Here is a 19,966-nt window from a genome sequence, read left to right as displayed (position 1 = left end):
TGGCTTAGCTGTCCCGGGCAATAACGAAGCGGGCAGCCTGCTTCAAGGTTTCTGCCGCAGGGCCATATTCGCCCAGTGCATCGCAAGCCTGATCCACAAGCTCAAGCGCACGGGATTTGGCGGCGTCCAGACCCATCAGCGAGACAAATGTCGCTTTGCCTGCTTCTGCATCTTTCTGCAGCCGCTTTCCGGCCTTTTCGGCATCTCCTTCGACATCCAAAATGTCATCAGCGATCTGAAAGGCAAGCCCAAGCGCTTGGGCATATTGGCGCAAGGGGGCAGGATCGGCCTGCGCCAATCGCGCGCCTGCACAAGCCGACCATTCGATCAACGCGCCGGTCTTGCCTGCTTGCAACTGCGTAATCTCATCCAGTGTTAGCGGTTCTGCTGCGGTCTCTGCCCCGATATCCAGCGCTTGACCCAGTACCATACCCTGCGCACCGCCTGCTTTCGCCAGTGTTAGAGCCAGATTTGCGCGAATTTCAGCATTTCCAACCTCTGGCCTTACGCAGAGCTCAAACGCAAGTGTCTGCAGCGCATCCCCGGCCAGAACGGCCGTCCCGTCATCCCATTTCACATGAACCGTGGGGCGCCCGCGCCTCAGGTCATCATCATCCATGCAAGGCAGGTCGTCATGAACCAGCGAGTATGCATGCAACGCTTCGATCCCCGTCGCTGGCCAGATTGCCCGAGCTATATCGATGCCATGCAACCGCGCGCTTTCCAAAACCAGAAACCCGCGCAGGCGCTTGCCGCCTTCGGTGGCATAGGCCATCGCTCGCGTCACATCCAGATCATCCAGCGCCCCCAGGGCCAGATCAAAATGGCTCTGAATCAGCGCGGCATCCTGCGCCAGCTTTTCACGAAACATTTACTGACCTTCGACAGGTGTCGTCCCGGTTGGTTGGCTGCCTGCGTCCAGAGTGATCGCGGCCACCTTTTCTTCGGCACGCTTTAACTCATCCTCACAGCGTTTCTTCAACGCCGCACCCCGCTCATACAAAGCGATCGACTGATCCAGCGCCACATCCCCGCGTTCCAATTGGCCGACCACGGCCTCAAGCTCTTTCATCGCCTGCTCAAAGGTCATCTGTTCGACTGGAGTATCGGTCATCGTGCTGCCTTCATCAGTTCTTCCACATGGGCGCGTGTAGCCTCGGCCAATGCGTTCAGATCATACCCGCCTTCCAGAGTCGAGACGATACGGCCATCACAAACTTCATCAGCAATCTTGCACAGCTCCGCCGTGATCCAGGCGAAATCGCCGGTGGACCAGTTGAGATTGGCCAGCGGATCATCCTGATGCGCGTCAAACCCGGCGGAGATGATGATCAGTTCCGGCCTGAACGCCCACAGACGCGGAAACGCCTGCGTCTCATAGGCCGCCCGCATCTCGGCCCCACCGGTGCCGAGGGCCAGCGGTATGTTCAAAACAGTCTCATAAGCCCCGGTTTCATCCGGGCGGCCAGAGCCTGGCCACAACGGCATCTGCTGGCTGGTAATCACCAAGGCGCGTTTCTCGTCCCACAGCAAATCCTGTGTTCCATTGCCGTGATGCACGTCGAAATCCACCACGGCCACGCGTCTAAGCCCATGATGATCCAATGCATGTTTCGCAGCCAGCGCAGCGTTCCCAAATAGGCAAAACCCCATAGCCGTCTCAGTCTCGGCGTGGTGTCCCGGTGGTCGTATGGCGCAAAACGCATTTGGCGCTTCTCCGCCCAGCACCAGATCAACCGCACGTACTACTGCGCCCGCCGCGCGATATGCCGCGTCGACTGAGCCCGGTGACATGAACGTATCCCCGTCAATCTGCTTGAACCCATCCGAGGGCTGGTGATCAAGTATATCACTGATATGGCTCTGCGGATGAACCCGTAGCAGATCATCATCCGCGGCCAGCGGTGCAGTCACACGCCGCACATCCAGCCCTTCAAGCGCATGCAGGATATGTTCCAATCGCGCCACGCGTTCGGGATGCCCCTCCGGCGTCACATGGTTCAGACAATCCGCATGGGTCAACAAGGCAGTTTTCATCAGGATCCCATCTTCATCTGGCTAAAAATATCCTCGCCGAAGGCAAGAAATCGCCGCGCAGCGGCTATATCAATCCGGCGCCAGCATATAGCCGGCACCGCGAACGGTCTGTAGGTACCGGGGCTGTTTCGGATCCTGCTCCAGCTTTCGCCGCAGGCGTGTGATCTGTACGTCCACTGCGCGTTCCTGCGCCTGGCCCTTGTCACGACCCAAATCCTCGACCAGCTTGGCCCGGCTGATCGGTTCACCGGGTTGAGCCGAGAATATCTTCATCAATTGGCTTTCTGTTGCGGTCAGGCGCACCGGGTCTTCGCCCTGCCACATCTCGCCGCGTTCGATATCATAGCGAATGGGCCCAAGATTGAGGATCTTCGCCGCTGTATCCTGCGCGGGCGTTTCCGGCATGCGGCGCAGGATGGCATTGATCCGCAAAAGCAGCTCTTTTGGCTCGAACGGCTTTGCCAGATAGTCATCGGCACCCGCCTCAAGCCCGGCGATCCGATGTTCGGTCTCGCCTTTGGCGGTCAGCAGCAGGATCGGGGTCGTATGCGTATCGCGCAAGGCACGGGTCAGGCTTACGCCGTCCTCTCCGGGCATCATCACATCCAGCACTATCAGATCGAAATCCAGCCCGGACAAAACCCGCCGTGCATGGGCTGCATCCCGTGCAGACGTCACCAGAAACCCGCTGCGCATCAGGAATTTCTTGAGCAAATCGCGAATGCGCTCGTCATCGTCGACGATCAGAAGATGGGCGTCCATTTCGCTCATGAAGTCGTATCCCGCAGTTTCGTATATGCACGACGCATATCAGCATCCATCATTGCTTCAAGCACTTTGCGAAACCCAGCCACCGCTTCGGGGCCCGCATCTTTGTAGGCCGCGCGCATTCGGGCGCGCTGGGCGTCCGAGAGTTTGGCCTCTAACGCCTTGCCCTTATCCGTCAAAAATAGGTGGCGTTCGCGTTTGTCCACCGTACCGACCCTGCTTTCGACCAACCCATCATCAATCAGGCTGCGCAATACGCGGTTTAGAGACTGTTTTGTGACCCCCAGGATCGCCAGCAGATTATTCACCGTGGTCCCGGGTGCACGGTTGATAAAGTGGATCGCCCGATGATGGGCCCTGCCATAGGCCATTTCGGTCAGGATGCGATCGGGGTCTGCGGTAAACCCGCGATAGGCAAAGAACATGGCCTCGATGCCTTGCCTCAGTTGCTCATCTGTCAGAAACAACAGGCTTTCTCCGCCGAAGACCGGGGCGGGACGGATGTCGGACATGTCGGGCCTCATTACTCGATATGGTTTGACTTTATGTCAGCCTTATTGACATTCCAAGAGCGCGCAGGTATCGAATCGCAGTTTTTGCGCAACATTATGTCCGATGCGGACCTAATCGACGCAACATTCGGAAATATTGCCCGGTTCAGGAGGTTTCGCATGGCGGGATATGACGATCGCGACGGTGTCATCTGGATGGATGGCGAACTGGTGCCCTGGCGCGAGGCCAATGTGCACATTCTGTCCCATGCAATGCACTACGCGTCCTCGGTGTTCGAGGGTGAGCGCGCCTATGATGGTAAAATCTTCAAAAGCCGCGAACATTCGGAACGCCTGATCGCCTCGGCCGAGGCTCTGGATATGCCGATGCCCTACACTGTTGATCAGATCGAGGCAGCCAAGGATGAGGCACTGAAAGCCAGCGGTCTTCAGGACGCTTATGTGCGGGCGCTGGTCTGGCGTGGCTCGGGCGAGGATATGGGTGTCGCTTCCGCCAAGAACCCCGTTCGGATGGCGATAGCTGTCTGGCCATGGGGTGCCTATTACGGTGATGCCAAGATGCAGGGCGCTAAACTGGACATCGCCGAGTGGAAGCGCCCCAGCCCGGAAACCATTCCGGTGCATGCCAAGGCAGCGGGTCTTTACATGATCTGCACCATCTCGAAGCATAAGGCCGAGGCCAAAGGCTGCTCGGACGCGTTGTTCATGGATTACAATGGCAATGTGGCCGAGGCGACGGGTGCGAATGTTTTCTTCGTTAAGGATGGCGAAGTGCACACCCCGTTGGCCGATTGCTTCCTGAACGGCATCACGCGCCAGACGGTCATTCAGATGTTGAAAGACAAAGGCGTCACCGTCCATGAGCGCCGCATCAGACCCGAAGAGATGGCCGATTTCGAACAATGCTGGCTGACCGGCACCGCAGCCGAGGTCACTCCGGTCGGGCAGATCGGCGACTATACGTTTGAGGTCGGAGATCTGACCCGCGAGATCGCTGAAGACTACGAAAAGCTGGTCCGCGCCTAAGTTGAAAGCCTCTCAACCCCCGCTCAGGCGGGGGTTTTGATTGCAGATCGTGCGATTTTCCATGCAAATCGTCCGATGATATGGACGTTGCCGTGCCAAACCGTATCCTTGGTGCATGTTGGATCTTCTTAGCGATATTCTCACGCGCCTGTCATTGCGCGGCACGTTCTATTTTCGAACCTCCTTTACTCCTCCGTTTGGAGTTCAGGTGCCGGGGTTCGAAAACGTGGCGCGATTTCACTTTGTTCAACGCGGTGAGCTGAAGGTCCACCTGTCTGCGACCGGTGACACGCTGCGATTGCGGCAAGGTGATCTGATCCTGATCCCCCATGGCGCCCCACATGCGTTACTATGCAACGAGGTCAAACCCTTTGATGCCTTGCCGCTTGAGCAGGTCTTGGATCAATCCGGTTATCAGGGCGATGGGGTATTGGTTTACGGTGGTGCAGAGGAAGAGCGTGACACGCAATTGATTTGTGGCCACTTCTCGTTCAGCGGCCCCGCCGGGCGGAATGGAACAGGGCACATGCTGATCGATAGGTTGCCGCCCTTTATCTTGATTCAGAACTATGGCGAAGAGGCGGGATCGTGGATCGAAGCGACTCTGCGCATGATCGGATCAGAAGTGTCAGGTGCCCGCATTGGCGGCGACCTGATCGCGATGAAATTGTCCGAAGTGCTGTTTGCCCAAGCGATCCGCGCCTATCTTGAACATCAAAGCCCGGATGACGCAGCGCTGGCCGGATTTGCCGATCCGCGCATATCACGGGCTCTCACGGCGTTTCATCAATCCCCGGCGCAGGATTGGAGCGTTGCGACACTCGCCCGCGAGGCTGCGATGTCGCGCACGGCATTTGCGCAGCTCTTTTCCCAAAAGATGGGAACGACGCCGATGCAATACCTGACAGATTGGCGCATGCAGATTGCCTGTCATGGGCTGACCGAAAGCCGCTGGAATATCGCGAATGCCGCCGCCGAGGTCGGGTATGCATCAGAGGCTGCATTCTCTCGTGTGTTCAAGAAACAGGTTGGCGTGTCGCCAGCCGCTTATCGGGCGATGCACTGATCGTTCGCAAAAGGTGTACGATCTGCAATGTTCGCTAAACGATCTGGAATTCAACGTACAGGATCTACTCCTTAGTCTTTGATCATCACTGATTGAAGAAAGGAAGTTCTCATGTCTCTGCGTTTTGTTACCCGATCGGTCCACGCCTATCTCGACTATCCTGTTGCCGTCGCGCTAATGGTCCTACCCTTCGTGCTGGGGCTGGGCCAGTCAAACCCGCTGGCGCTGTGGCTGTCGGTCGTCACAGGTGCCGCGGCCTTTGTGCTGACCGTTCTGACGGATCACCACCTTGGGATCTGGCGGGTGCTGCCCTACAAGTTCCATTTGGCAGTTGATCTGCTTGTCGGGATTACGTTTCTGTTTGCACCCAGCCTATTCGGATTCTCGGGTCTTGATGCCCTGTTCTACTGGGTTAACGGGGCCGCTGTTGTCGCGGTTATATCACTCAGTGCGCCCGAGCAGGATGCTGTTGTGTAAGGACATAATAGGATCACAGCAAATGATCGGGCCATGCAAAATTTTGCATGGCCCGATCTATATCAGACACTAAATATGGAATTTCGTGCAAAACCGCCTCAGCTTTTTTTAAATTGAAAATTCTGATAAAAATAATCAGATTAAAGACAAGGCCAGATGATACCATCAAGCACACCTTTCCGGGGCGATCTGTAGGCTCAGCAAATGAGATGTGATAGCCTGCCATCGCCTCGGGAATGATCAAAGGAACCCATGAGTGCGCGATCGATTCGAAGAACTGATGGCAGATCCCTGCTGCGCATCGTGTGATTGCGACGCGCTCACCTCGGATGTCGCCGCCTATCTGGATCAAAAGACCTGCAATGCCGAACGATGCCGAGCGCTTGAAGAACGCTCAGCCGCCAGGGGGCATGCGATCAGACGCCCCTCGATACGATCACTGAATGAGGGCAGTGCGCGGGCTTAGAAATCCACACCGCGTTGAGCTTTGATGCCAGCCTGAAACGGATGTTTTTCTTCTGTCATTTCAGTTACCAGATCCGCATATTCCCGCAGGGCCTGTGGTGCGTCACGCCCTGTCAGAAACACGCTGGTTTTGTCCGAGCGCGCCCGAAGTCCCTCAATAACAGTGTCTACTGAAAGGTATTCGTAGCGCAGAGCAATATTGATCTCGTCCAGAACGACCAGATCGTACTCACCGCTTTTCATCAGCTCACATGCCTTGTTGAAGGCCGAAGTTGCGGCCGCGATGTCGCGTTCGCGGTCCTGCGTATCCCAGGTAAACCCTTCGCCCATCGTGTGCCAGGTGACCAGATCGCGTTCCTCAAAGAACCGGCGTTCACCCGTCTTCCATTTGCCCTTTATGAACTGAACCACGGCCACTTTCTGACCCCAGCCCAAGGCACGGATCACAACGCCAAACGCAGCCGAGGATTTGCCTTTGCCCTTGCCGGTATTGATCAGCACCAAACCCCGTCCGGGATCGACCGCTTCTGAGACCTTCTTGCGGTGCTTGGCCTGCACCTCTTGCATCTTTTCTTTGTGGTTTTGTGCGTCACTCATCGGGAAACCTCATAGCCGTATCGCGCCCCAACCTAGGGGAAGTTTGTGAAAGGTAAAGTCACGCTTTTGGGTCTGTCACGGACCGCGCCTTGGTGCGATCCAGACCCAGCTGACGCTCGCGCAGGATAACGACGACGTTGCCGGCGATCACCAAGGCCGCACCGGCCAGCATGACCAAAGTTGGAAGCTCATCAAACCAGATGTAGCCGATGATGATGGCGAAAAGCATTGTGGTGTAATCGTAGGGCGCCAGCATCGATGCCTGGCCGAACTTGTACGAGGATGTCACGAGAATCTGTGCCACCCCACCAATCAAGCCGATGGTCACCAGCAGGACAGCTTGCTCCCAGCTAGGAAGGACCCAGCCCCAAAACACAGTCAGGCCCGAAAGTAAGGTTGCGGTGAGCGAGAAATAAAACACGATCGCGGCGGGATGATCCACCTGCACCAACTGGCGGATATGGATCTGAACAAAGGCTCGGGCGACCGTGGCTGCCAGCACGCACAGCGCGCCGAGTGTTGCGGCAGCTTCAGCCGTGCCTGATCCCAGTCGCGGCCAGATCATGATAAGAACTCCGACGAGGCCAAGGGCGACGGCACCGATACGGATCATCCTTATCCGCTCACCCAGCATGATTGCAGCCAGAATCAGCGTGAAGATCGGGGTTGCGTATCCGATGGCCGTGACTTCCGGCAAAGGCAACAGGCTGAGGCCGGTAAAGGTCAGTCCCATTGCCGACGTGCCCAAAACACCGCGCCAGAAATGGCCCATCGGCTTCTTGACGATGAATCCGTGCGACAACTCTCCACGCCAGGATAACCAAGCGATGATGACTGGAATGGCAAAAAGCGAGCGGAAGAACACCATCTCGCCTGGGGGGAAATCTTCCGACAACGCCTTTACCAAAGCAGACATCACTGTAAACAGCACAAGCGCACTGAGTTTCAGCGCCACGGCCAATGCCGGACGATGCGATGTTAAGGATTTCGCCATGGCGCGAACCTGCTATTTTGCGTGGGAAAGATCAACCTGCTCTGTGAGAGGGTATTACTGTGCCGCCCAGTCCGGTGGCAATGGGGTGCCGATCTCGTTCGACAAGTCATTCAAAAACCGGATCATCCGCGCCGCGCGTTCTTGCGCGATAGACCTGCCTTTTTCGGTCAACATGTCATGTGGCAGGTTCAGCAGTTTGATCTTCCAGTGATCGATCGAGAACTGAAGATCATCCATTGGGCGGGATTTGCCGAACGGATCTGCCGGGTCATACAGCGCCCGCCCCAGCGCACCTGAGACCGAGAAGTTGCGGGCAATTCCGATCGCGCCAAGCGCATCCAGACGATCAGCATCTCGTAAGATACGCGCCTCTGGCGTCTCGGGTGGGATGTTGGCGGAATAACTGTGTGCCGTAATGGCGTGTTGTGTGCGGCAAATGTCTGAGGCCGAAAAGCCAAGATTGGCAAGAATAGGCTCTGATTCTACGGCCGAACGTTGTGATGCCAGATGCCGATCAGGATCATCTTTCGGCAAGTTAACCAAATCGTGCAGATAGCTGGCCGCCAGCAGCACAGTCGTATCGGTTTGCGTATCTGCAATCGCTTGGGCGTTCACCCAGACGCGATCCAGATGGGCCAGATCGTGGGCGGGGTCAGTTTCCATCCGCTGCACGACGACGCCGCGCAGTCGGCTGCGCAGATCAGCCGATCCGTCCACGGTTCTCACCGATTTGGCCACGATGCAGCAGCAGATGGTCGAGGATCGTGCAGGCCATCATGGCCTCACCCACGGGCACGGCACGGATGCCGACGCAGGGATCGTGGCGGCCTTTGGTGATAATCTCGGTCTCTTCGCCTGATTTGGTGATGGTTTTGCGGGTGGTCAGGATCGACGAGGTTGGTTTGACCGCAAAGCGCACCACAATGTCTTGTCCGGTCGAGATACCGCCCAGAATGCCACCCGCATGGTTCGAGCTGTATTGAGGGCCGTTCTGCCCCATGAAAATTTCATCAGCGTTAGCTTTACCGGTCAGTTCTGCGGCGGCCATGCCTTCGCCGATTTCAACACCTTTCACGGCGTTGATCGACATCATCGCGGCGGCCAGATCAGTGTCTAACTTGGCGTAAACGGGCGCCCCGATCCCGGCGGGGACGCCGCGAGCGACCACCTCAACCACCGCACCGACCGAATTGCCAGACTTACGCAGGTCATCCAGATAGGTCGCCCAATCTTCTGCCGCCTGAGCATCGGGCGTCCAGAACGGGTTCTGCTCGATCTCGGACCAGTCGAAATTGGCGCGGTCGATTTTGTGAGGACCGATCTGGGTCATATAGCCTGTGATCTGCACATTTGGCGCGATCTGTTTGATCGCCTCGCGGGCCAGCCCGCCTGCGGCGACACGAGATGCAGTTTCGCGGGCCGAGCTGCGCCCGCCACCGCGATAGTCGCGGATGCCATATTTTTGCCAGTAGGTGATATCGGCATGACCGGGGCGAAACTTGTCCATGATATCGCCGTAGTCTTTCGACCGCTGGTCGGTATTTTCGATCATCAACTGCACCGGGGTCCCGGTTGTTTGGCCCTCGAAGACGCCTGACAGAATTTTCACCTGATCAGGCTCGCGCCGCTGGGTGGTGAACTTGTTCTGCCCCGGTTTGCGCTTGTCGAGCCACTGCTGGATCATCGCCTCGTCGATCGTGACACCGGGCGGGCAGCCGTCGACAGTTGCGCCAAGGGCTGGGCCGTGGCTTTCACCCCAGGTGGTGACGCGGAAGAGGTGTCCAAAGCTGTTCATCGACATGGGGCATGCTCCTTTGAGCGATGTGATTAGCGGTCGCGAGGCTTGGCCTCAAGCGGATTTGCATTTGCGATGGGGTAGCACCGCCCGGTGGGCAGTGCGTTTGAGTATTTGCAAAAAGATGAAGATCAGGCGGCTGCAGAAATCTTTGTCCGGGTCTCGGTTACTTTAAGTGCGGCTTGGGCGGCCTCTCGCCCCTTTTGCACGAAGTGATCCTGGTAGATCGCGTCGTGATGATCGGTCTCCTGGTACTGATGTGGGGTTAGCGACACCGAGAGGACCGGGACACCGGTGTCCATACCTGCGCGCATCAGGCCATCAACCACGGCCTGAGCAACGAAATCGTGCCGATAGATGCCCCCATCTACCACAAAAGCGGCGCAGGCCACGGCGGCATAACGCCCGGTCTGGGCCAGATCGCGAGCCAACAAGGGCATCTCGAACGCGCCGGGGACGTCGAATACATCGAAGTGGTCGGCGGGAATCAGTTCGAGAAACCCATCCAGCGCGCGATCCACGATGTCGGAATGCCAATTGGCTTTGATGAAAGCGTAGCGGGTGTGTGTCATTTGAATCTCCTTGGTTTGCAGACACGTCACCCAAGGCGATCACGAGCAGCCGCGCCGGTCTGCGGCGCGCTGCACGTTCTCTTTCATCCGGACTGTAACCGTCGGCTCTGGCCTCTCACCAGATCTGCTGACATCCTTTGGTGATTCCACAACTTGCCCGAAAACTGGTTTCCACTTTTCGGATCGTGGACACTGCTGAGCCGCTCGCGGGCTTACGGGTCACGCCCGCATACCGCCGGTGGGGAATTTCGCCCCGCCCTGAGAACGAGGTGGACCTTGCCAATCAGATGCCGCTTCTGCAAGAGGAATTGGCAGGAGGATCAAAATGCACCCCAATCCCGCTTTTCGGGCCGAAGCCCGGACCCGCCACGTCGATTTTGCCCGCGCTCGTGCGTTTGGTGTTCTGGCGGTGTCGACCTCGGATGCGCCCTTGCTGAGCCACATTCCCTTCCTGCTGAATGAGGATGCCACTTGGGTGGACCTGCATCTGGTGCGTTCCAATCCGATTGTCCGTGCGCTTAAGCAGCCGCAGCCAGCGCGGATCGCCGTTTCGGGCCCCGATGGGTACATCTCGCCCGATTGGTATGGCATTGATGATCAGGTCCCGACCTGGAACTATGTGGCGGTGCATTTGACCGGGGTCTTAGAGATGCGCCCAGTGGAAGAGCTGCGAAGCGTGTTGGATCGGCAGGCGGCTGATTTTGAGAATCGCCTGCAGCCCAAGCCGCCGTGGCTAGCGTCGAAGATGACACCTGAAGCATTGGAACGGATGATGCGCATGATCGTGCCGTGCCGCTTGATGATCTCAGAGATCGACGGCACCTGGAAACTGAACCAAAACAAGCCGGATGCCGCGCGCCAAAGCGCTGCGGATCATGTGCAATCTGCCGGGGTCGGGGCTGAGGTGGCGCAATTGGCCTCGCTCATGCGCGAGGCCTGAAGTTTCTGGTAGACAGCGACGGAATTACGGCGCCACGAAGGTCGCGAGATAGGCGGCGATGTCATCCGCCCCTTTCTTCAACTTAACGGTCATGTTCGGGCGCGCGGTGTCATCGTTCAGATATTCCTTAATGAACCCGACCGGGTCCTTGGAATAGGCGGCGATGTTTTCTTCGGTCCACACCAGCCCTTCCTGCCCGGCGCGGATCATGTCATCGGTAAACATACCGATGGGCAAACGCTCACTCCCGTAGAGATAGTCGTTCTCAGTCCCTGCGATGCGACCAATCACGCCAAAGAGATTCGGCCCTGTGATGCCACCTTTGACCAGAACTTCGCCATCTTTGATGATCGCGTGGCACGAGGAGCATCGGTTATAGAGTTGTTCGCCCTTTGCTGGATCACCGGCCGCGATCACCTGTGATGAAGTTAGAAGCGAAACAAAAACTGCAGTTGTTGCTATCTTTGGCATTGGACATCTCGGGTTGGAAAGTTTGCTTGGCTGGCCTTTCACGTATTCCCGTTTAAAGTGCAACAGGATTCATGCAGAGATCACGTAAATGAAATATCTATTTTAAAATGAATGATTTAGAAGCATTTGAGTCTCCTCAAAGTAGATATAACCTTATCATCCAGATGCAGCTTTGAATAAGGGCGACATTTTGCGCCGTAGGGGAATCCAGGACTGTTCAGATGTGTTCAGGCAGGTGATTCCCGCGAATCAGTTCGCGTCTGGATTACGGCGATCTGCTGCTTCAAAGCGTCAAAATCTGCATTTGAAATTGAAATTTGGCCTTCTTATCGTGACATGAATGCTTAGATGCGGCGTAATGCGCGTTTAACAGCGCTGGACGAACTCTATTCTCCCCGATAGATACCCCGTTTAAGACGCCGCAGTTCATGCGGTGCGCGAGCTTTATGCCCGTTCGCGGGCGCCAGAAAATCGGAGATAACCTCGTGTCCCAAGCTGAAGACCACGAAGGCACCCGCAGAGATTTCCTCTACTACGTCGCTGGCGGCGCAGGTGTCGTTGTCACCGGGGCTGCCGTTTGGCCCCTGGTAAATCAAATGAACCCCTCGGCAGACGTTCAGGCCTTGTCCTCGATCCGCGTGGATGTAAGCGGTGTTGAGCCGGGCACGCAGCTGACCGTGAAGTGGCTGGGCAAACCCGTTTTCATTCGCCATCGCACCGGTGCCGAGATTCAGGAAGCTCAGGACCAGGATGCCGAAGGCATTGACGCCTTGCCCGATCCATTGGCCCGTAACTTTAATATCGCAGCAGATGCACCGGCAACCGACGCCAACCGCGTCATGCCGTCGCCCGAAGGCGAAGCGCCGGGCGCTTGGATCGTGCAGATGGGCGTATGTACCCACCTGGGCTGTGTGCCGCTGGGCGATGCCGGTGACTTCGGTGGCTGGTTCTGCCCCTGCCATGGTTCGCACTACGATCTGGCGGGCCGTATCCGTAAGGGCCCCGCGCCCGAGAACCTTCCTGTGCCGCCCGCTGAGTGGGTGGATAACAGCACCATCAAACTCGGCTAAGGGAGACCTCACTTATGTCCGGAATTCCCCACGATCATTACGAGCCGAAGACAAACGGCGAAAAGTGGCTGAACAGCCGCCTACCGATTGTCGGCCTGCTGTATGACACCCTGATGATTCCAACACCAAAGAACCTGAACTGGTGGTGGATCTGGGGCATCGTTCTGGCATTCTGCCTGGCGTTGCAGATTGTCACCGGCATCGTTCTGGTGATGCACTACACCCCGCATGTCGATCTGGCCTTCGCCAGCGTCGAACACATCATGCGCAACGTGAATGGTGGCTATATGCTGCGCTATCTGCACATGAACGGCGCATCGCTGTTCTTTGTTGCGGTGTACATTCACATCTTCCGTGGCTTGTTCTACGGCTCGTACAAAGCCCCGCGTGAGATCACGTGGATCATCGGGATGCTTATCTACCTGATGATGATGGGCACCGCCTTCATGGGTTACGTTCTGCCCTGGGGTCAGATGTCCTTCTGGGGTGCGACAGTTATCACCGGCCTGTTTGGTGCGATCCCGTTTGTGGGTGATGCGATCCAGACCTGGTTGTTGGGCGGACCTGCAGTGGATAACGCCACGCTGAACCGCTTCTTCTCGCTGCACTATCTGCTGCCCTTCGTGATTGCAGCGCTGGTGATCGTGCATATCTGGGCTTTCCACACCACCGGCAACAACAACCCCACGGGTGTTGAGGTGCGTCGTGGATCGAAAGCCGAGGCCGAGAAAGACACGCTGCCGTTCTGGCCCTACTTCGTGATTAAGGATCTGTTCGCGCTGGCGGTCATCCTGGTCGTGTTCTGGGCTATTGTGGGCTACATGCCGAACTATCTGGGCCACCCGGATAACTATATCGAAGCGAACCCGCTGGTTACACCTGCGCACATCGTTCCTGAATGGTACTTCCTGCCTTTCTACGCGATCCTGCGCGCCTTCACCGGTGAGGTTTGGGTCGTTCAGTTCGCCAGCTTCATCACCGGCGGCATCATCGACGCGAAGTTCTTTGGTGTTCTGGCCATGTTCGGCGCGATCCTGGCCATGGCGCTGGCACCCTGGCTGGACACCTCGACCGTGCGTTCGGGCAAATACCGCCCGATGTTCAAATGGTGGTTCTACTTGCTGGTCATCGACTTCTTTGCCCTGATGTGGCTGGGTGCGATGCCCGCGGAAGAGCCCTATGCAACCTTCTCGCTGATCGCATCCGCCTACTGGTTCGCCTATTTCTTTGTGATCCTGCCGATCCTGGGTGTCATCGAAAAACCCGATGCCCAGCCGGAAACGATCGAAGAAGACTTCAACGCGCATTATGGCAAGGCAAACGCCGACGCCACGCCGGCCGAGTAAGAAGAGGGACCGGAATCATGTTCAAGAAACTTGCAATCGGTGCCGCGTTTGCCCTCGCATTTACCCCTGCTGCGTCTTTCGCAGCAGGTGGCGAAGGGCATGTCGAGGACTTCGACTTTTCCTTCGAAGGACCTTTCGGAACCTGGGATCAAAACCAGCTTCAGCGCGGTCTGCAGATCTATACTGAGGTCTGCGCCGCCTGCCATGGTCTGCAATACATCCCACTGAGGACGCTTGAGGATCTGGGATATTCGGAAGAGCAGGTCATCACCTATGCGGCCGACAATTTCGAAGTGTTCGACCCCGAGTTGGATGATTTTCGCCCGGCCATCCCGACCGATCATTTCCCGATGTCGAATCTGGAGAACGCACCTGACCTGAGCTTGATGGCAAAGGCGCGCGCGGGCTTCCATGGCCCTTACGGGCTTGGCATCAACCAGCTGATCAAAGGCATGGGAGGTGCGGAATACATCGCCTCGCTGCTGGATGGTTATACCGGTGAAGAAAAGACCGAAGCGGGCGCGACTCTGTATGAAAACACCGCCTTTCCTGGCGGCTGGATTTCGATGGCCCCACCACTGTCAGATGAACAAGTCGAATTTGCCGATGGTCACGCGAACTCGGTCGAGCACATGGCCGAGGATGTCGCTGCCTTCCTGATGTGGACAGCCGAGCCCAAGATGATGGAGCGCAAGAATGCCGGTTTCGTCGGCGTCCTGTTTCTGACGGTCTTGTCTGTTCTGCTGTATCTGGTGAACAAGCGTCTGTGGGCGCCTGTGAAGGGTAAACGTCTGGACTAACGCCACGACGATCCTGATGAATAGCCCCGCGCCTTTTTGGAGCGGGGTTTTTTTGCCTAAGTATTTAAGGGGCCAGCCCCTTCTTGGCCTGCGGCCAATTCATCCCCGGGATATTTTTGGCCAGATGAAGTGCGGATCAGACTGTAAGCTGGGTCGCAGTGTGCGCTTGAATCGTTGCAGTAACGATCTGGCCTTCGGGTTGGGCTGAGTTGAATGTCACCTCAGTGAATTGTTCAGTGCGACCCATCGTTGGGTTTTCCATCAGGATGTGATGGGTTTTGCCAACCTGCGCGGATAGGTGTTTGGTGACCTGCGCTTCTCCGGCGGCGCGCAGGCGCGCGGCGCGTTCTTTGATGATGTTCCCGTTTACCTGCTGCGGGATGCGGGCGGCAGGGGTGCCCTCGCGTTTTGAGTAGGGGAAGACATGCAACCAAGTCAGGTTGCAGTCACTTACCAATTTGATTGAATTCTCGAAATGAGCATCACTTTCGGTTGGGAAGCCTGCGATGATATCGGCGCCGAATGTCATATCCGGGCGCAGTTTGCGGGCCTCTTCCGTAAAGCGGATCGCGTCGTCGCGCAGGTGGCGGCGTTTCATCCGCTTCAGGATCAGATCGTCACCGTGTTGTAGGGATAAGTGCAGATGCGGCATCAGGCGCGGTTCGGTCGCGATGGCCTGCATCAGGTTCTCATCCACTTCGATTGAATCGATTGAGCTGATCCGAAGGCGACGCAGGTCCGGAACCAGCTTTAGGATGCGCATGACCAGATCGCCCAGTTTAGGTGCGGCAGGAAGGTCCGCCCCCCACGAAGTAAGGTCAACGCCGGTCAGGACGACCTCGTTATAGCCTTTGTCTACCAGCCGTTTGATTTGATCCACTACAACGCCCGCTGGGACACTGCGCGAGTTTCCGCGGCCATAAGGAATGATACAGAAGGTACAGCGGTGGTCGCAACCGTTCTGGACCTGAACATAAGCACGCGACCTTGTGCCAAACCCGTCAATCAAATGACCAGCCGTTTCGGTAACCGACATGATGTCGTCCACCTGAACAGCCTCGGTCTGTCCGATAAAGTCTGTGGCCATGCCTTTCCATGTTTCCGGCCGCATCTTTTCAGTATTGCCGATGACCGCATCAACCTCGTCCATCTGCGCGAAGGTATCGGGCTCGGTCTGGGCGGCGCAACCAGTGACGATGAGGCGGGCATCGGGGTTTTCGCGCCGCAGCTTGCGGATCTCTTGACGCGCCTTACGAACGGCTTCGGCTGTTACGGCGCAGGTATTCACGATCACTGCATCGCTGAGTCCGGCTTGCTGCGAAAGCTCTTTCATCGCTTCGGTCTCATAGGCGTTCAGGCGACAACCCAGAGTGCTGAATTTCGGAGGGTTCATCCCAGTGACCTCAGAAATTCCGATGTCAGAGTGCCGGAAAAGACATGGGCTGTGGGTCCGGTCATCCAAACACCATCATCTCGCCAGTCGATCCAGATGGTTCCACCGTCAAGATCCACCTGTACCTTGCGCCCTGTCAGGCCGCGCCGCGCGGCAGCCACGGCTGTGGCACAGGACGAGGACCCAGAGGCCAGCGTGATCCCCACGCCCCGCTCCCATACACGCATGCGGATCTGGTCAGGCCCGGTGATTTGGGCAACCTGCACATTGGTTCGCTCAGGATAAAGCGGGTGATGTTCGTAGCGCGCGCCAAACTCTGCCAGTGGGATAGCCTCGGCATCATCAACAAAGAAGGTACAGTGCGGATTGCCCATGCCCGTTGCACTGGGACCGCCTTCGATAGGCAGCTCAAGTGTATCAACATCTTCGGCCAGCGGAATCTCGTACCATTCAAGCTGAGGAGGCCCCATGTTCACCGATGTCAGCCCGTTGCCCATGTCACGTGCATGCAAAGCACCGCGTTCTGTCGTGAGCGTCAGTTGGGACTTACCCGTTTCTTCCATCAAGAACCGCGCAATACAGCGTGTGGCATTACCGCAAGCCGCCGAGGTCGATCCATCGGCATTGTAGAACACCAAATGCGCATCCGCGCTTCCGTTTTCGATCACTGCCAACTGATCGAAACCGACACCGAATTGACGATGCCCGATTCCCTTTGCCAGAGCAGCAGAGATGACTGCATCATGCGCACGCGCGTCGACAATGACAAAGTCATTGCCCAGCCCGTGCATCTTCATGAAGGGCAAACCGGTATCGTTTTGGCGTTGCATGGCGGGCATATAACCTTGGTCAGACCGTGAATCCACCCTGTGCGTAAGATTCCTCAAAAAAGGGGTTGACCCCCCCGCGCCACCTGCCTAATTAGGCCGCCTATCGGGACGCGGGATATGAATAATATTCTGGCGAAACGAGGCGCAAATTTGGACTTGAACCTGGGTGGCAGATAGTTTTAGAGAGCGCCACGGATCGAAGAGATCCAGCAAAAGAGTGGGCCGTTAGCTCAGTTGGTAGAGCAACTGACTTTTAATCAGTGGGTCGCAGGTTCGAATCCTGCACGGCTCACCACTTTTTACAATAAAATCAAAGAAATAGATGGATAGCTTTGCGCAAATGTTTCTGGCGCTTGCGTTGCCGGAAGCAATACGGAAGCACTAGGATCAGGAAAATAGCGTTGCGACTGAGTCACAGGTCTAAGGTTAAAGAGATCGCGTGGTAGCGGCCTTGCAGAGTTCAGTGAAAGAGTTGCCAAAGCACCATTTTTTAGAGATGGATTGACCCTGTATTCAATCTGATGGTGCCATGGCTGATTTTATTGATCGTACTCGTAGGTCCATTCTCGCACTAGCGGACACTTTGGATCCCGAAGAAATTTCCTTGGTCCCGACTAGTCGCGGTCTTGTAGCGCTGGTGGATAAAAGGTTTTTTAACCACGTGACAAAATACAATTGGTATGCGGTTATATCACGTGAAGAACACATGTATGCGGTTGCGGATATCAAGGGCCAACGCATCTCGCTGCAACGACTAGTGTTGTCATTGGCGCATCCAGAAAAATCAACTGCTGACTTCAAACAAGTATCATTTGAAAACAAGCTCAGTTTTGACTGTCGGGTGTCGAATTTAACCGATCGAGTTGGACGCCAGTCGGTTATGCGCAACCGTAAACCCAAGAAAAACACGTCCTCACAATACAAGGGTGTGTTCAAAGCTAAGCGCACAAATGGCTCCCACTACTGGGGATGCCAGATCAAGGGGGACCTTGGCAGGATTAGCTTAGGTGCTTTTGACGACGAAAAGTTGGCAGCGAAGGTCTATGATGCCGCCGCTTTTCTACTGTTTAACGGCGCAGGCTATTACAATTTTCCTGAACTCTGTCCCGACATCGATGCTTTAGATGTAGCAAGCTCTCGAATACAGCGTTTTAAGAACCGTAAGAGAATGCGGAAGAAAACTACCAATACGGAATAGTTCGGCTGCCGCTCAATGCCATTTGGCCACCAAGCAGACTTTCGCTGCCCTTGCAGTACTAGGCCTAACCAAGGGTAGCTTTGCGCAGAAAGTGAACTCTGCAAAGCTTCGAGTCTGGCCCATTGCGGACTTAATCGGGATATAGCCTAGGCTCTTCTAAATGGTCATTCGTTACAGACACTGAATTTTAGGCGCCGGCAACTTGAGACCACAACCGGCCGTACTTTGCGTCAAATGCCTTCAGAAATTCGCACAAATATAGCGTAAGAGCCTGATAATCCTGACTACTCGGCACATCAGCGTTAGGCTTTTCGCGGTCTTCATGGTGCACCAAAGAATTCCGAGCAAAATATACACGTCGCCCGAAGGCATCGCGCTTTGCATGGGGATCATTGACGACTTCCTTGAAGAACTCTTCGCCACTCTCGATAGCTACCATCGCAGGACTCTTGACCAATAAGAACAATTCCGAAATGGACTCTTTCTCCTTCGCCGTCCAACTTAAGTCTTCTTTACATCTGTCGCGTATCTCCAAGACTGAGGTACCGGGATTTGCAATGCTTTTTAGTTTGTACACCCACGGGAAAAAGAAGAGGCTTTCCAAGCATCGGTAAATATCTAGAAATGCGTGCCTCCATTGGGCAGCGTTGATTGCTTGCTCTAGATTGAAGCTGCTACAGCCCACCCTTCCATCGAGAGAAATGATTGCTTCTGCGACATCGTTGGTAAGAATAGGAGACCTTAGCTGAGGGCTTGCTGCAGCGATCTTCAATATTATTGCTGATACGTCTTTCCCATGAAATGCGTTGCCTGCGCCAATCTCAAATACCCGAACCGATTGGTATACATCCCTTATGCTTAAGAGATCATGCCCCTTGTATTCGTCATCGACGATATCGAGTAAGTCCAGTGCGCTTGCGCATTTCCTGTAGGTCATCCTCCGACGATCCAGCAACCAAGTCCCAAATTTCATGATTGGACCACCGGGCACGATTGCTGTCATCGGGATCAGGTTCACAGTAGCGTATCTTCTGCAACGCCTCGGAAATGACATCGCCGAACAGGGCATCGAATTGGGGCCACGTCCTGATCTGCCACCGATCCTTGAGCAAGTCCTTCCCGGCGCGCACCTCTACCCGCCACACGCGGCTAATGGACGGGTCGGAGGGGTCCAATAGGGGTAGGCCATCCCGCTCAAGGTTAGCGTTCCAGATATCCCACCAGATCGGCTTTTTCTTGTCGATCACCTCACGACGCTTGTCGTAAATGATGACTTGGCGCCCCGGCATTTTGCCTACCGTGACAGATGTAAACTGACCGGATTTACCGTTGCTGCGCATATCATCGTGTGCAGCAAGATAATCGGCGCGGTTCGTGTGGCTGTGAATGACAAAGTTTTCGGGAACAAGTTCAAATTCCGGTGCAAGTACATCGACGCAGAAATCGGCGCGACCGATGCTGACTTGATGCGCTTCAAAGCTAATTCCGAGCCTTATTAGGGTCTTGTCAATGTAGGATCGCGCGTACCGTCAAGTTTGGATCGAAGAGCAACGGTTTCACCTCTACTTGCCTAGTTCTAAGCCAGACAGGCTCAATTTCTCTGTTGTCC

General features: G+C 56.0%; 24 protein-coding genes, 1 tRNA gene and 1 riboswitch. Of the genes, 9 read left to right on the top strand and 16 right to left on the bottom strand.

Going from position 1 to position 19,966, the window contains the following annotated elements:
• Nucleotides 1-4: 4 nt before the first annotated feature.
• From ACR0B3_RS06860 to ACR0B3_RS06840, 5 genes are all read right to left on the bottom strand, one after another.
• A complete protein-coding gene (locus ACR0B3_RS06860; RefSeq protein WP_480808402.1) occupies nucleotides 5-871 on the bottom strand; it encodes a polyprenyl synthetase family protein in 867 nt (288 codons plus the stop codon).
• Nucleotides 872-1,114 carry an exodeoxyribonuclease VII small subunit gene (locus ACR0B3_RS06855; RefSeq protein ID WP_480808401.1) on the bottom strand — a complete coding sequence of 81 codons (243 nt, stop codon included), beginning with the start codon at nucleotides 1,112-1,114 and terminating at the stop codon, nucleotides 872-874.
• Nucleotides 1,111-2,037, bottom strand: coding sequence for a histone deacetylase family protein (locus tag ACR0B3_RS06850; RefSeq protein WP_480808400.1), 927 nt, complete (start codon nucleotides 2,035-2,037; stop codon nucleotides 1,111-1,113). Before ACR0B3_RS06850 ends, ACR0B3_RS06855 begins: the two co-directional genes overlap by 4 nt.
• Nucleotides 2,038-2,106: 69 nt before the next feature.
• A complete protein-coding gene (locus ACR0B3_RS06845) occupies nucleotides 2,107-2,808 on the bottom strand; it encodes a response regulator (RefSeq protein WP_480808399.1) in 702 nt (233 codons plus the stop codon).
• Complete coding sequence (locus ACR0B3_RS06840; protein WP_170761027.1) at nucleotides 2,805-3,317, bottom strand: MarR family winged helix-turn-helix transcriptional regulator; 513 nt, start codon at nucleotides 3,315-3,317, stop codon at nucleotides 2,805-2,807. The genes ACR0B3_RS06845 and ACR0B3_RS06840 overlap by 4 nt, the downstream gene beginning before the upstream one ends.
• A 159-nt stretch (nucleotides 3,318-3,476) precedes the next feature.
• Here ACR0B3_RS06840 and ACR0B3_RS06835 point away from each other — a divergent pair, with 159 nt between their 5' ends.
• The 3 genes from ACR0B3_RS06835 (at nucleotide 3,477) to ACR0B3_RS06825 (ending at nucleotide 5,886) form a co-directional block, all read left to right on the top strand.
• On the top strand, nucleotides 3,477-4,343 hold the full coding sequence (locus tag ACR0B3_RS06835) for a branched-chain amino acid aminotransferase (protein WP_480808398.1): 867 nt from the start codon (nucleotides 3,477-3,479) through the stop codon (nucleotides 4,341-4,343).
• A 115-nt stretch (nucleotides 4,344-4,458) separates the two neighbouring features.
• Entirely contained in the window at nucleotides 4,459-5,409 is a 951-nt protein-coding gene (locus ACR0B3_RS06830; protein ID WP_480808397.1) for an AraC family transcriptional regulator, read from the top strand.
• A gap of 111 nt (nucleotides 5,410-5,520) precedes the next feature.
• The gene (locus tag ACR0B3_RS06825; protein WP_480808396.1) at nucleotides 5,521-5,886 is read left to right on the top strand and encodes an SPW repeat domain-containing protein; all 366 of its coding nucleotides are present in this window, start codon (nucleotides 5,521-5,523) and stop codon (nucleotides 5,884-5,886) included.
• 13 nt (nucleotides 5,887-5,899) lie between these two features.
• Here ACR0B3_RS06825 and ACR0B3_RS06820 read toward each other — a convergent pair whose 3' ends face one another.
• The 6 genes from ACR0B3_RS06820 to ACR0B3_RS06795 form a co-directional block, all read right to left on the bottom strand.
• A complete protein-coding gene (locus tag ACR0B3_RS06820) occupies nucleotides 5,900-6,238 on the bottom strand; it encodes a hypothetical protein (protein WP_480808395.1) in 339 nt (112 codons plus the stop codon).
• A gap of 110 nt (nucleotides 6,239-6,348) precedes the next feature.
• Nucleotides 6,349-6,948: a cob(I)yrinic acid a,c-diamide adenosyltransferase gene (gene cobO / locus ACR0B3_RS06815; RefSeq protein WP_480808394.1), complete on the bottom strand. Its 600-nt coding sequence runs from the start codon at nucleotides 6,946-6,948 to the stop codon at nucleotides 6,349-6,351.
• A 58-nt stretch (nucleotides 6,949-7,006) separates the two neighbouring features.
• Nucleotides 7,007-7,942 (bottom strand): DMT family transporter, encoded by a 936-nt coding sequence (locus ACR0B3_RS06810; RefSeq protein WP_480808393.1) that lies wholly within the window; start codon nucleotides 7,940-7,942, stop codon nucleotides 7,007-7,009.
• A gap of 54 nt (nucleotides 7,943-7,996) precedes the next feature.
• A complete protein-coding gene (locus ACR0B3_RS06805) occupies nucleotides 7,997-8,659 on the bottom strand; it encodes an HD domain-containing protein (protein WP_480808392.1) in 663 nt (220 codons plus the stop codon).
• Nucleotides 8,643-9,743, bottom strand: a complete 1,101-nt coding sequence (gene aroC / locus ACR0B3_RS06800) for a chorismate synthase (RefSeq protein ID WP_480808391.1) — start codon at nucleotides 9,741-9,743, stop codon at nucleotides 8,643-8,645. Before aroC ends, ACR0B3_RS06805 begins: the two co-directional genes overlap by 17 nt.
• Before the next feature lie 125 nt (nucleotides 9,744-9,868).
• Nucleotides 9,869-10,315, bottom strand: a complete 447-nt coding sequence (locus ACR0B3_RS06795) for a 6,7-dimethyl-8-ribityllumazine synthase (protein ID WP_480808452.1) — start codon at nucleotides 10,313-10,315, stop codon at nucleotides 9,869-9,871.
• Between the two features lie 65 nt (nucleotides 10,316-10,380).
• A riboswitch (FMN riboswitch) is annotated at nucleotides 10,381-10,579 on the bottom strand.
• 55 nt (nucleotides 10,580-10,634) lie between these two features.
• Here ACR0B3_RS06795 and ACR0B3_RS06790 point away from each other — a divergent pair.
• On the top strand, nucleotides 10,635-11,249 hold the full coding sequence (locus ACR0B3_RS06790) for an FMN-binding negative transcriptional regulator (protein WP_480808390.1): 615 nt from the start codon (nucleotides 10,635-10,637) through the stop codon (nucleotides 11,247-11,249).
• Nucleotides 11,250-11,273: 24 nt separating this feature from the next.
• Here the strand turns inward: ACR0B3_RS06790 and ACR0B3_RS06785 are convergent, their stop codons facing one another.
• A complete protein-coding gene (locus tag ACR0B3_RS06785) occupies nucleotides 11,274-11,720 on the bottom strand; it encodes a cytochrome c family protein (RefSeq protein WP_170722479.1) in 447 nt (148 codons plus the stop codon).
• 485 nt (nucleotides 11,721-12,205) lie between these two features.
• Here ACR0B3_RS06785 and petA point away from each other — a divergent pair, with 485 nt between their 5' ends.
• From petA to ACR0B3_RS06770, 3 genes are read left to right on the top strand one after another with little or no spacing between them, the layout of a single operon-like run.
• Nucleotides 12,206-12,790, top strand: coding sequence for a ubiquinol-cytochrome c reductase iron-sulfur subunit (gene petA / locus ACR0B3_RS06780; protein WP_170761039.1), 585 nt, complete (start codon nucleotides 12,206-12,208; stop codon nucleotides 12,788-12,790).
• 14 nt (nucleotides 12,791-12,804) lie between these two features.
• A complete protein-coding gene (gene petB, locus ACR0B3_RS06775) occupies nucleotides 12,805-14,136 on the top strand; it encodes a cytochrome b (protein WP_170684503.1) in 1,332 nt (443 codons plus the stop codon).
• Nucleotides 14,137-14,153: 17 nt separating this feature from the next.
• Nucleotides 14,154-14,936 (top strand): cytochrome c1, encoded by a 783-nt coding sequence (locus ACR0B3_RS06770; protein ID WP_170684501.1) that lies wholly within the window; start codon nucleotides 14,154-14,156, stop codon nucleotides 14,934-14,936.
• Nucleotides 14,937-15,072: 136 nt separating this feature from the next.
• Here ACR0B3_RS06770 and mtaB read toward each other — a convergent pair whose 3' ends face one another.
• The gene (gene mtaB / locus ACR0B3_RS06765; RefSeq protein ID WP_480808389.1) at nucleotides 15,073-16,329 is read right to left on the bottom strand and encodes a tRNA (N(6)-L-threonylcarbamoyladenosine(37)-C(2))-methylthiotransferase MtaB; all 1,257 of its coding nucleotides are present in this window, start codon (nucleotides 16,327-16,329) and stop codon (nucleotides 15,073-15,075) included.
• The gene (gene dapF, locus ACR0B3_RS06760; protein WP_480808388.1) at nucleotides 16,326-17,168 is read right to left on the bottom strand and encodes a diaminopimelate epimerase; all 843 of its coding nucleotides are present in this window, start codon (nucleotides 17,166-17,168) and stop codon (nucleotides 16,326-16,328) included. Before dapF ends, mtaB begins: the two co-directional genes overlap by 4 nt.
• 210 nt (nucleotides 17,169-17,378) lie before the next feature.
• Between dapF and ACR0B3_RS06755 the strand changes: the two genes are divergently transcribed.
• Together ACR0B3_RS06755 and ACR0B3_RS06750 are read left to right on the top strand one after the other, a co-directional pair.
• Nucleotides 17,379-17,454, top strand: a tRNA-Lys gene (locus ACR0B3_RS06755).
• A gap of 234 nt (nucleotides 17,455-17,688) precedes the next feature.
• Nucleotides 17,689-18,357, top strand: a complete 669-nt coding sequence (locus ACR0B3_RS06750; RefSeq protein ID WP_480808387.1) for an AP2/ERF family transcription factor — start codon at nucleotides 17,689-17,691, stop codon at nucleotides 18,355-18,357.
• A gap of 187 nt (nucleotides 18,358-18,544) precedes the next feature.
• On the opposite strand, the gene ACR0B3_RS06745 is transcribed toward ACR0B3_RS06750, so the two are convergent.
• On the bottom strand, nucleotides 18,545-19,294 hold the full coding sequence (locus tag ACR0B3_RS06745) for a hypothetical protein (protein WP_480808386.1): 750 nt from the start codon (nucleotides 19,292-19,294) through the stop codon (nucleotides 18,545-18,547).
• Nucleotides 19,242-19,697: a hypothetical protein gene (locus tag ACR0B3_RS06740; RefSeq protein ID WP_480808385.1), complete on the bottom strand. Its 456-nt coding sequence runs from the start codon at nucleotides 19,695-19,697 to the stop codon at nucleotides 19,242-19,244. Before ACR0B3_RS06740 ends, ACR0B3_RS06745 begins: the two co-directional genes overlap by 53 nt.
• Nucleotides 19,698-19,966: the final 269 nt, after the last annotated feature.

This window comes from Ruegeria sp. CE9, assembly GCF_056537425.1.
The sequence above is the reverse complement of the archived record's forward strand: the minus strand, read 5'-3'. Positions and strand labels throughout refer to the sequence as shown.

Bases quoted from the DNA above. Each gene is read 5' to 3' on its own strand.
- cobO (WP_480808394.1), bottom strand. From the start codon at position 6,948: ATGAGTGACGCACAAAACCACAAAGAAAAGATGCAAGAGGTGCAGGCC.
- ACR0B3_RS06790 (WP_480808390.1), top strand. From the start codon at position 10,635: ATGCACCCCAATCCCGCTTTTCGGGCCGAAGCCCGGACCCGCCACGTC.
- ACR0B3_RS06740 (WP_480808385.1), bottom strand. From the start codon at position 19,697: ATGCGCAGCAACGGTAAATCCGGTCAGTTTACATCTGTCACGGTAGGC.
- ACR0B3_RS06825 (WP_480808396.1), top strand. From the start codon at position 5,521: ATGTCTCTGCGTTTTGTTACCCGATCGGTCCACGCCTATCTCGACTAT.
- dapF (WP_480808388.1), bottom strand. From the start codon at position 17,168: ATGCCCGCCATGCAACGCCAAAACGATACCGGTTTGCCCTTCATGAAG.
- ACR0B3_RS06835 (WP_480808398.1), top strand. From the start codon at position 3,477: ATGGCGGGATATGACGATCGCGACGGTGTCATCTGGATGGATGGCGAA.
- ACR0B3_RS06850 (WP_480808400.1), bottom strand. From the start codon at position 2,037: ATGAAAACTGCCTTGTTGACCCATGCGGATTGTCTGAACCATGTGACG.
- ACR0B3_RS06770 (WP_170684501.1), top strand. From the start codon at position 14,154: ATGTTCAAGAAACTTGCAATCGGTGCCGCGTTTGCCCTCGCATTTACC.
- ACR0B3_RS06745 (WP_480808386.1), bottom strand. From the start codon at position 19,294: ATGACCTACAGGAAATGCGCAAGCGCACTGGACTTACTCGATATCGTC.
- ACR0B3_RS06840 (WP_170761027.1), bottom strand. From the start codon at position 3,317: ATGTCCGACATCCGTCCCGCCCCGGTCTTCGGCGGAGAAAGCCTGTTG.
- ACR0B3_RS06830 (WP_480808397.1), top strand. From the start codon at position 4,459: ATGTTGGATCTTCTTAGCGATATTCTCACGCGCCTGTCATTGCGCGGC.
- aroC (WP_480808391.1), bottom strand. From the start codon at position 9,743: ATGTCGATGAACAGCTTTGGACACCTCTTCCGCGTCACCACCTGGGGT.
- ACR0B3_RS06845 (WP_480808399.1), bottom strand. From the start codon at position 2,808: ATGAGCGAAATGGACGCCCATCTTCTGATCGTCGACGATGACGAGCGC.
- ACR0B3_RS06785 (WP_170722479.1), bottom strand. From the start codon at position 11,720: ATGCCAAAGATAGCAACAACTGCAGTTTTTGTTTCGCTTCTAACTTCA.
- petB (WP_170684503.1), top strand. From the start codon at position 12,805: ATGTCCGGAATTCCCCACGATCATTACGAGCCGAAGACAAACGGCGAA.
- ACR0B3_RS06855 (WP_480808401.1), bottom strand. From the start codon at position 1,114: ATGACCGATACTCCAGTCGAACAGATGACCTTTGAGCAGGCGATGAAA.
- ACR0B3_RS06810 (WP_480808393.1), bottom strand. From the start codon at position 7,942: ATGGCGAAATCCTTAACATCGCATCGTCCGGCATTGGCCGTGGCGCTG.
- mtaB (WP_480808389.1), bottom strand. From the start codon at position 16,329: ATGAACCCTCCGAAATTCAGCACTCTGGGTTGTCGCCTGAACGCCTAT.
- ACR0B3_RS06750 (WP_480808387.1), top strand. From the start codon at position 17,689: ATGGCTGATTTTATTGATCGTACTCGTAGGTCCATTCTCGCACTAGCG.
- ACR0B3_RS06860 (WP_480808402.1), bottom strand. From the start codon at position 871: ATGTTTCGTGAAAAGCTGGCGCAGGATGCCGCGCTGATTCAGAGCCAT.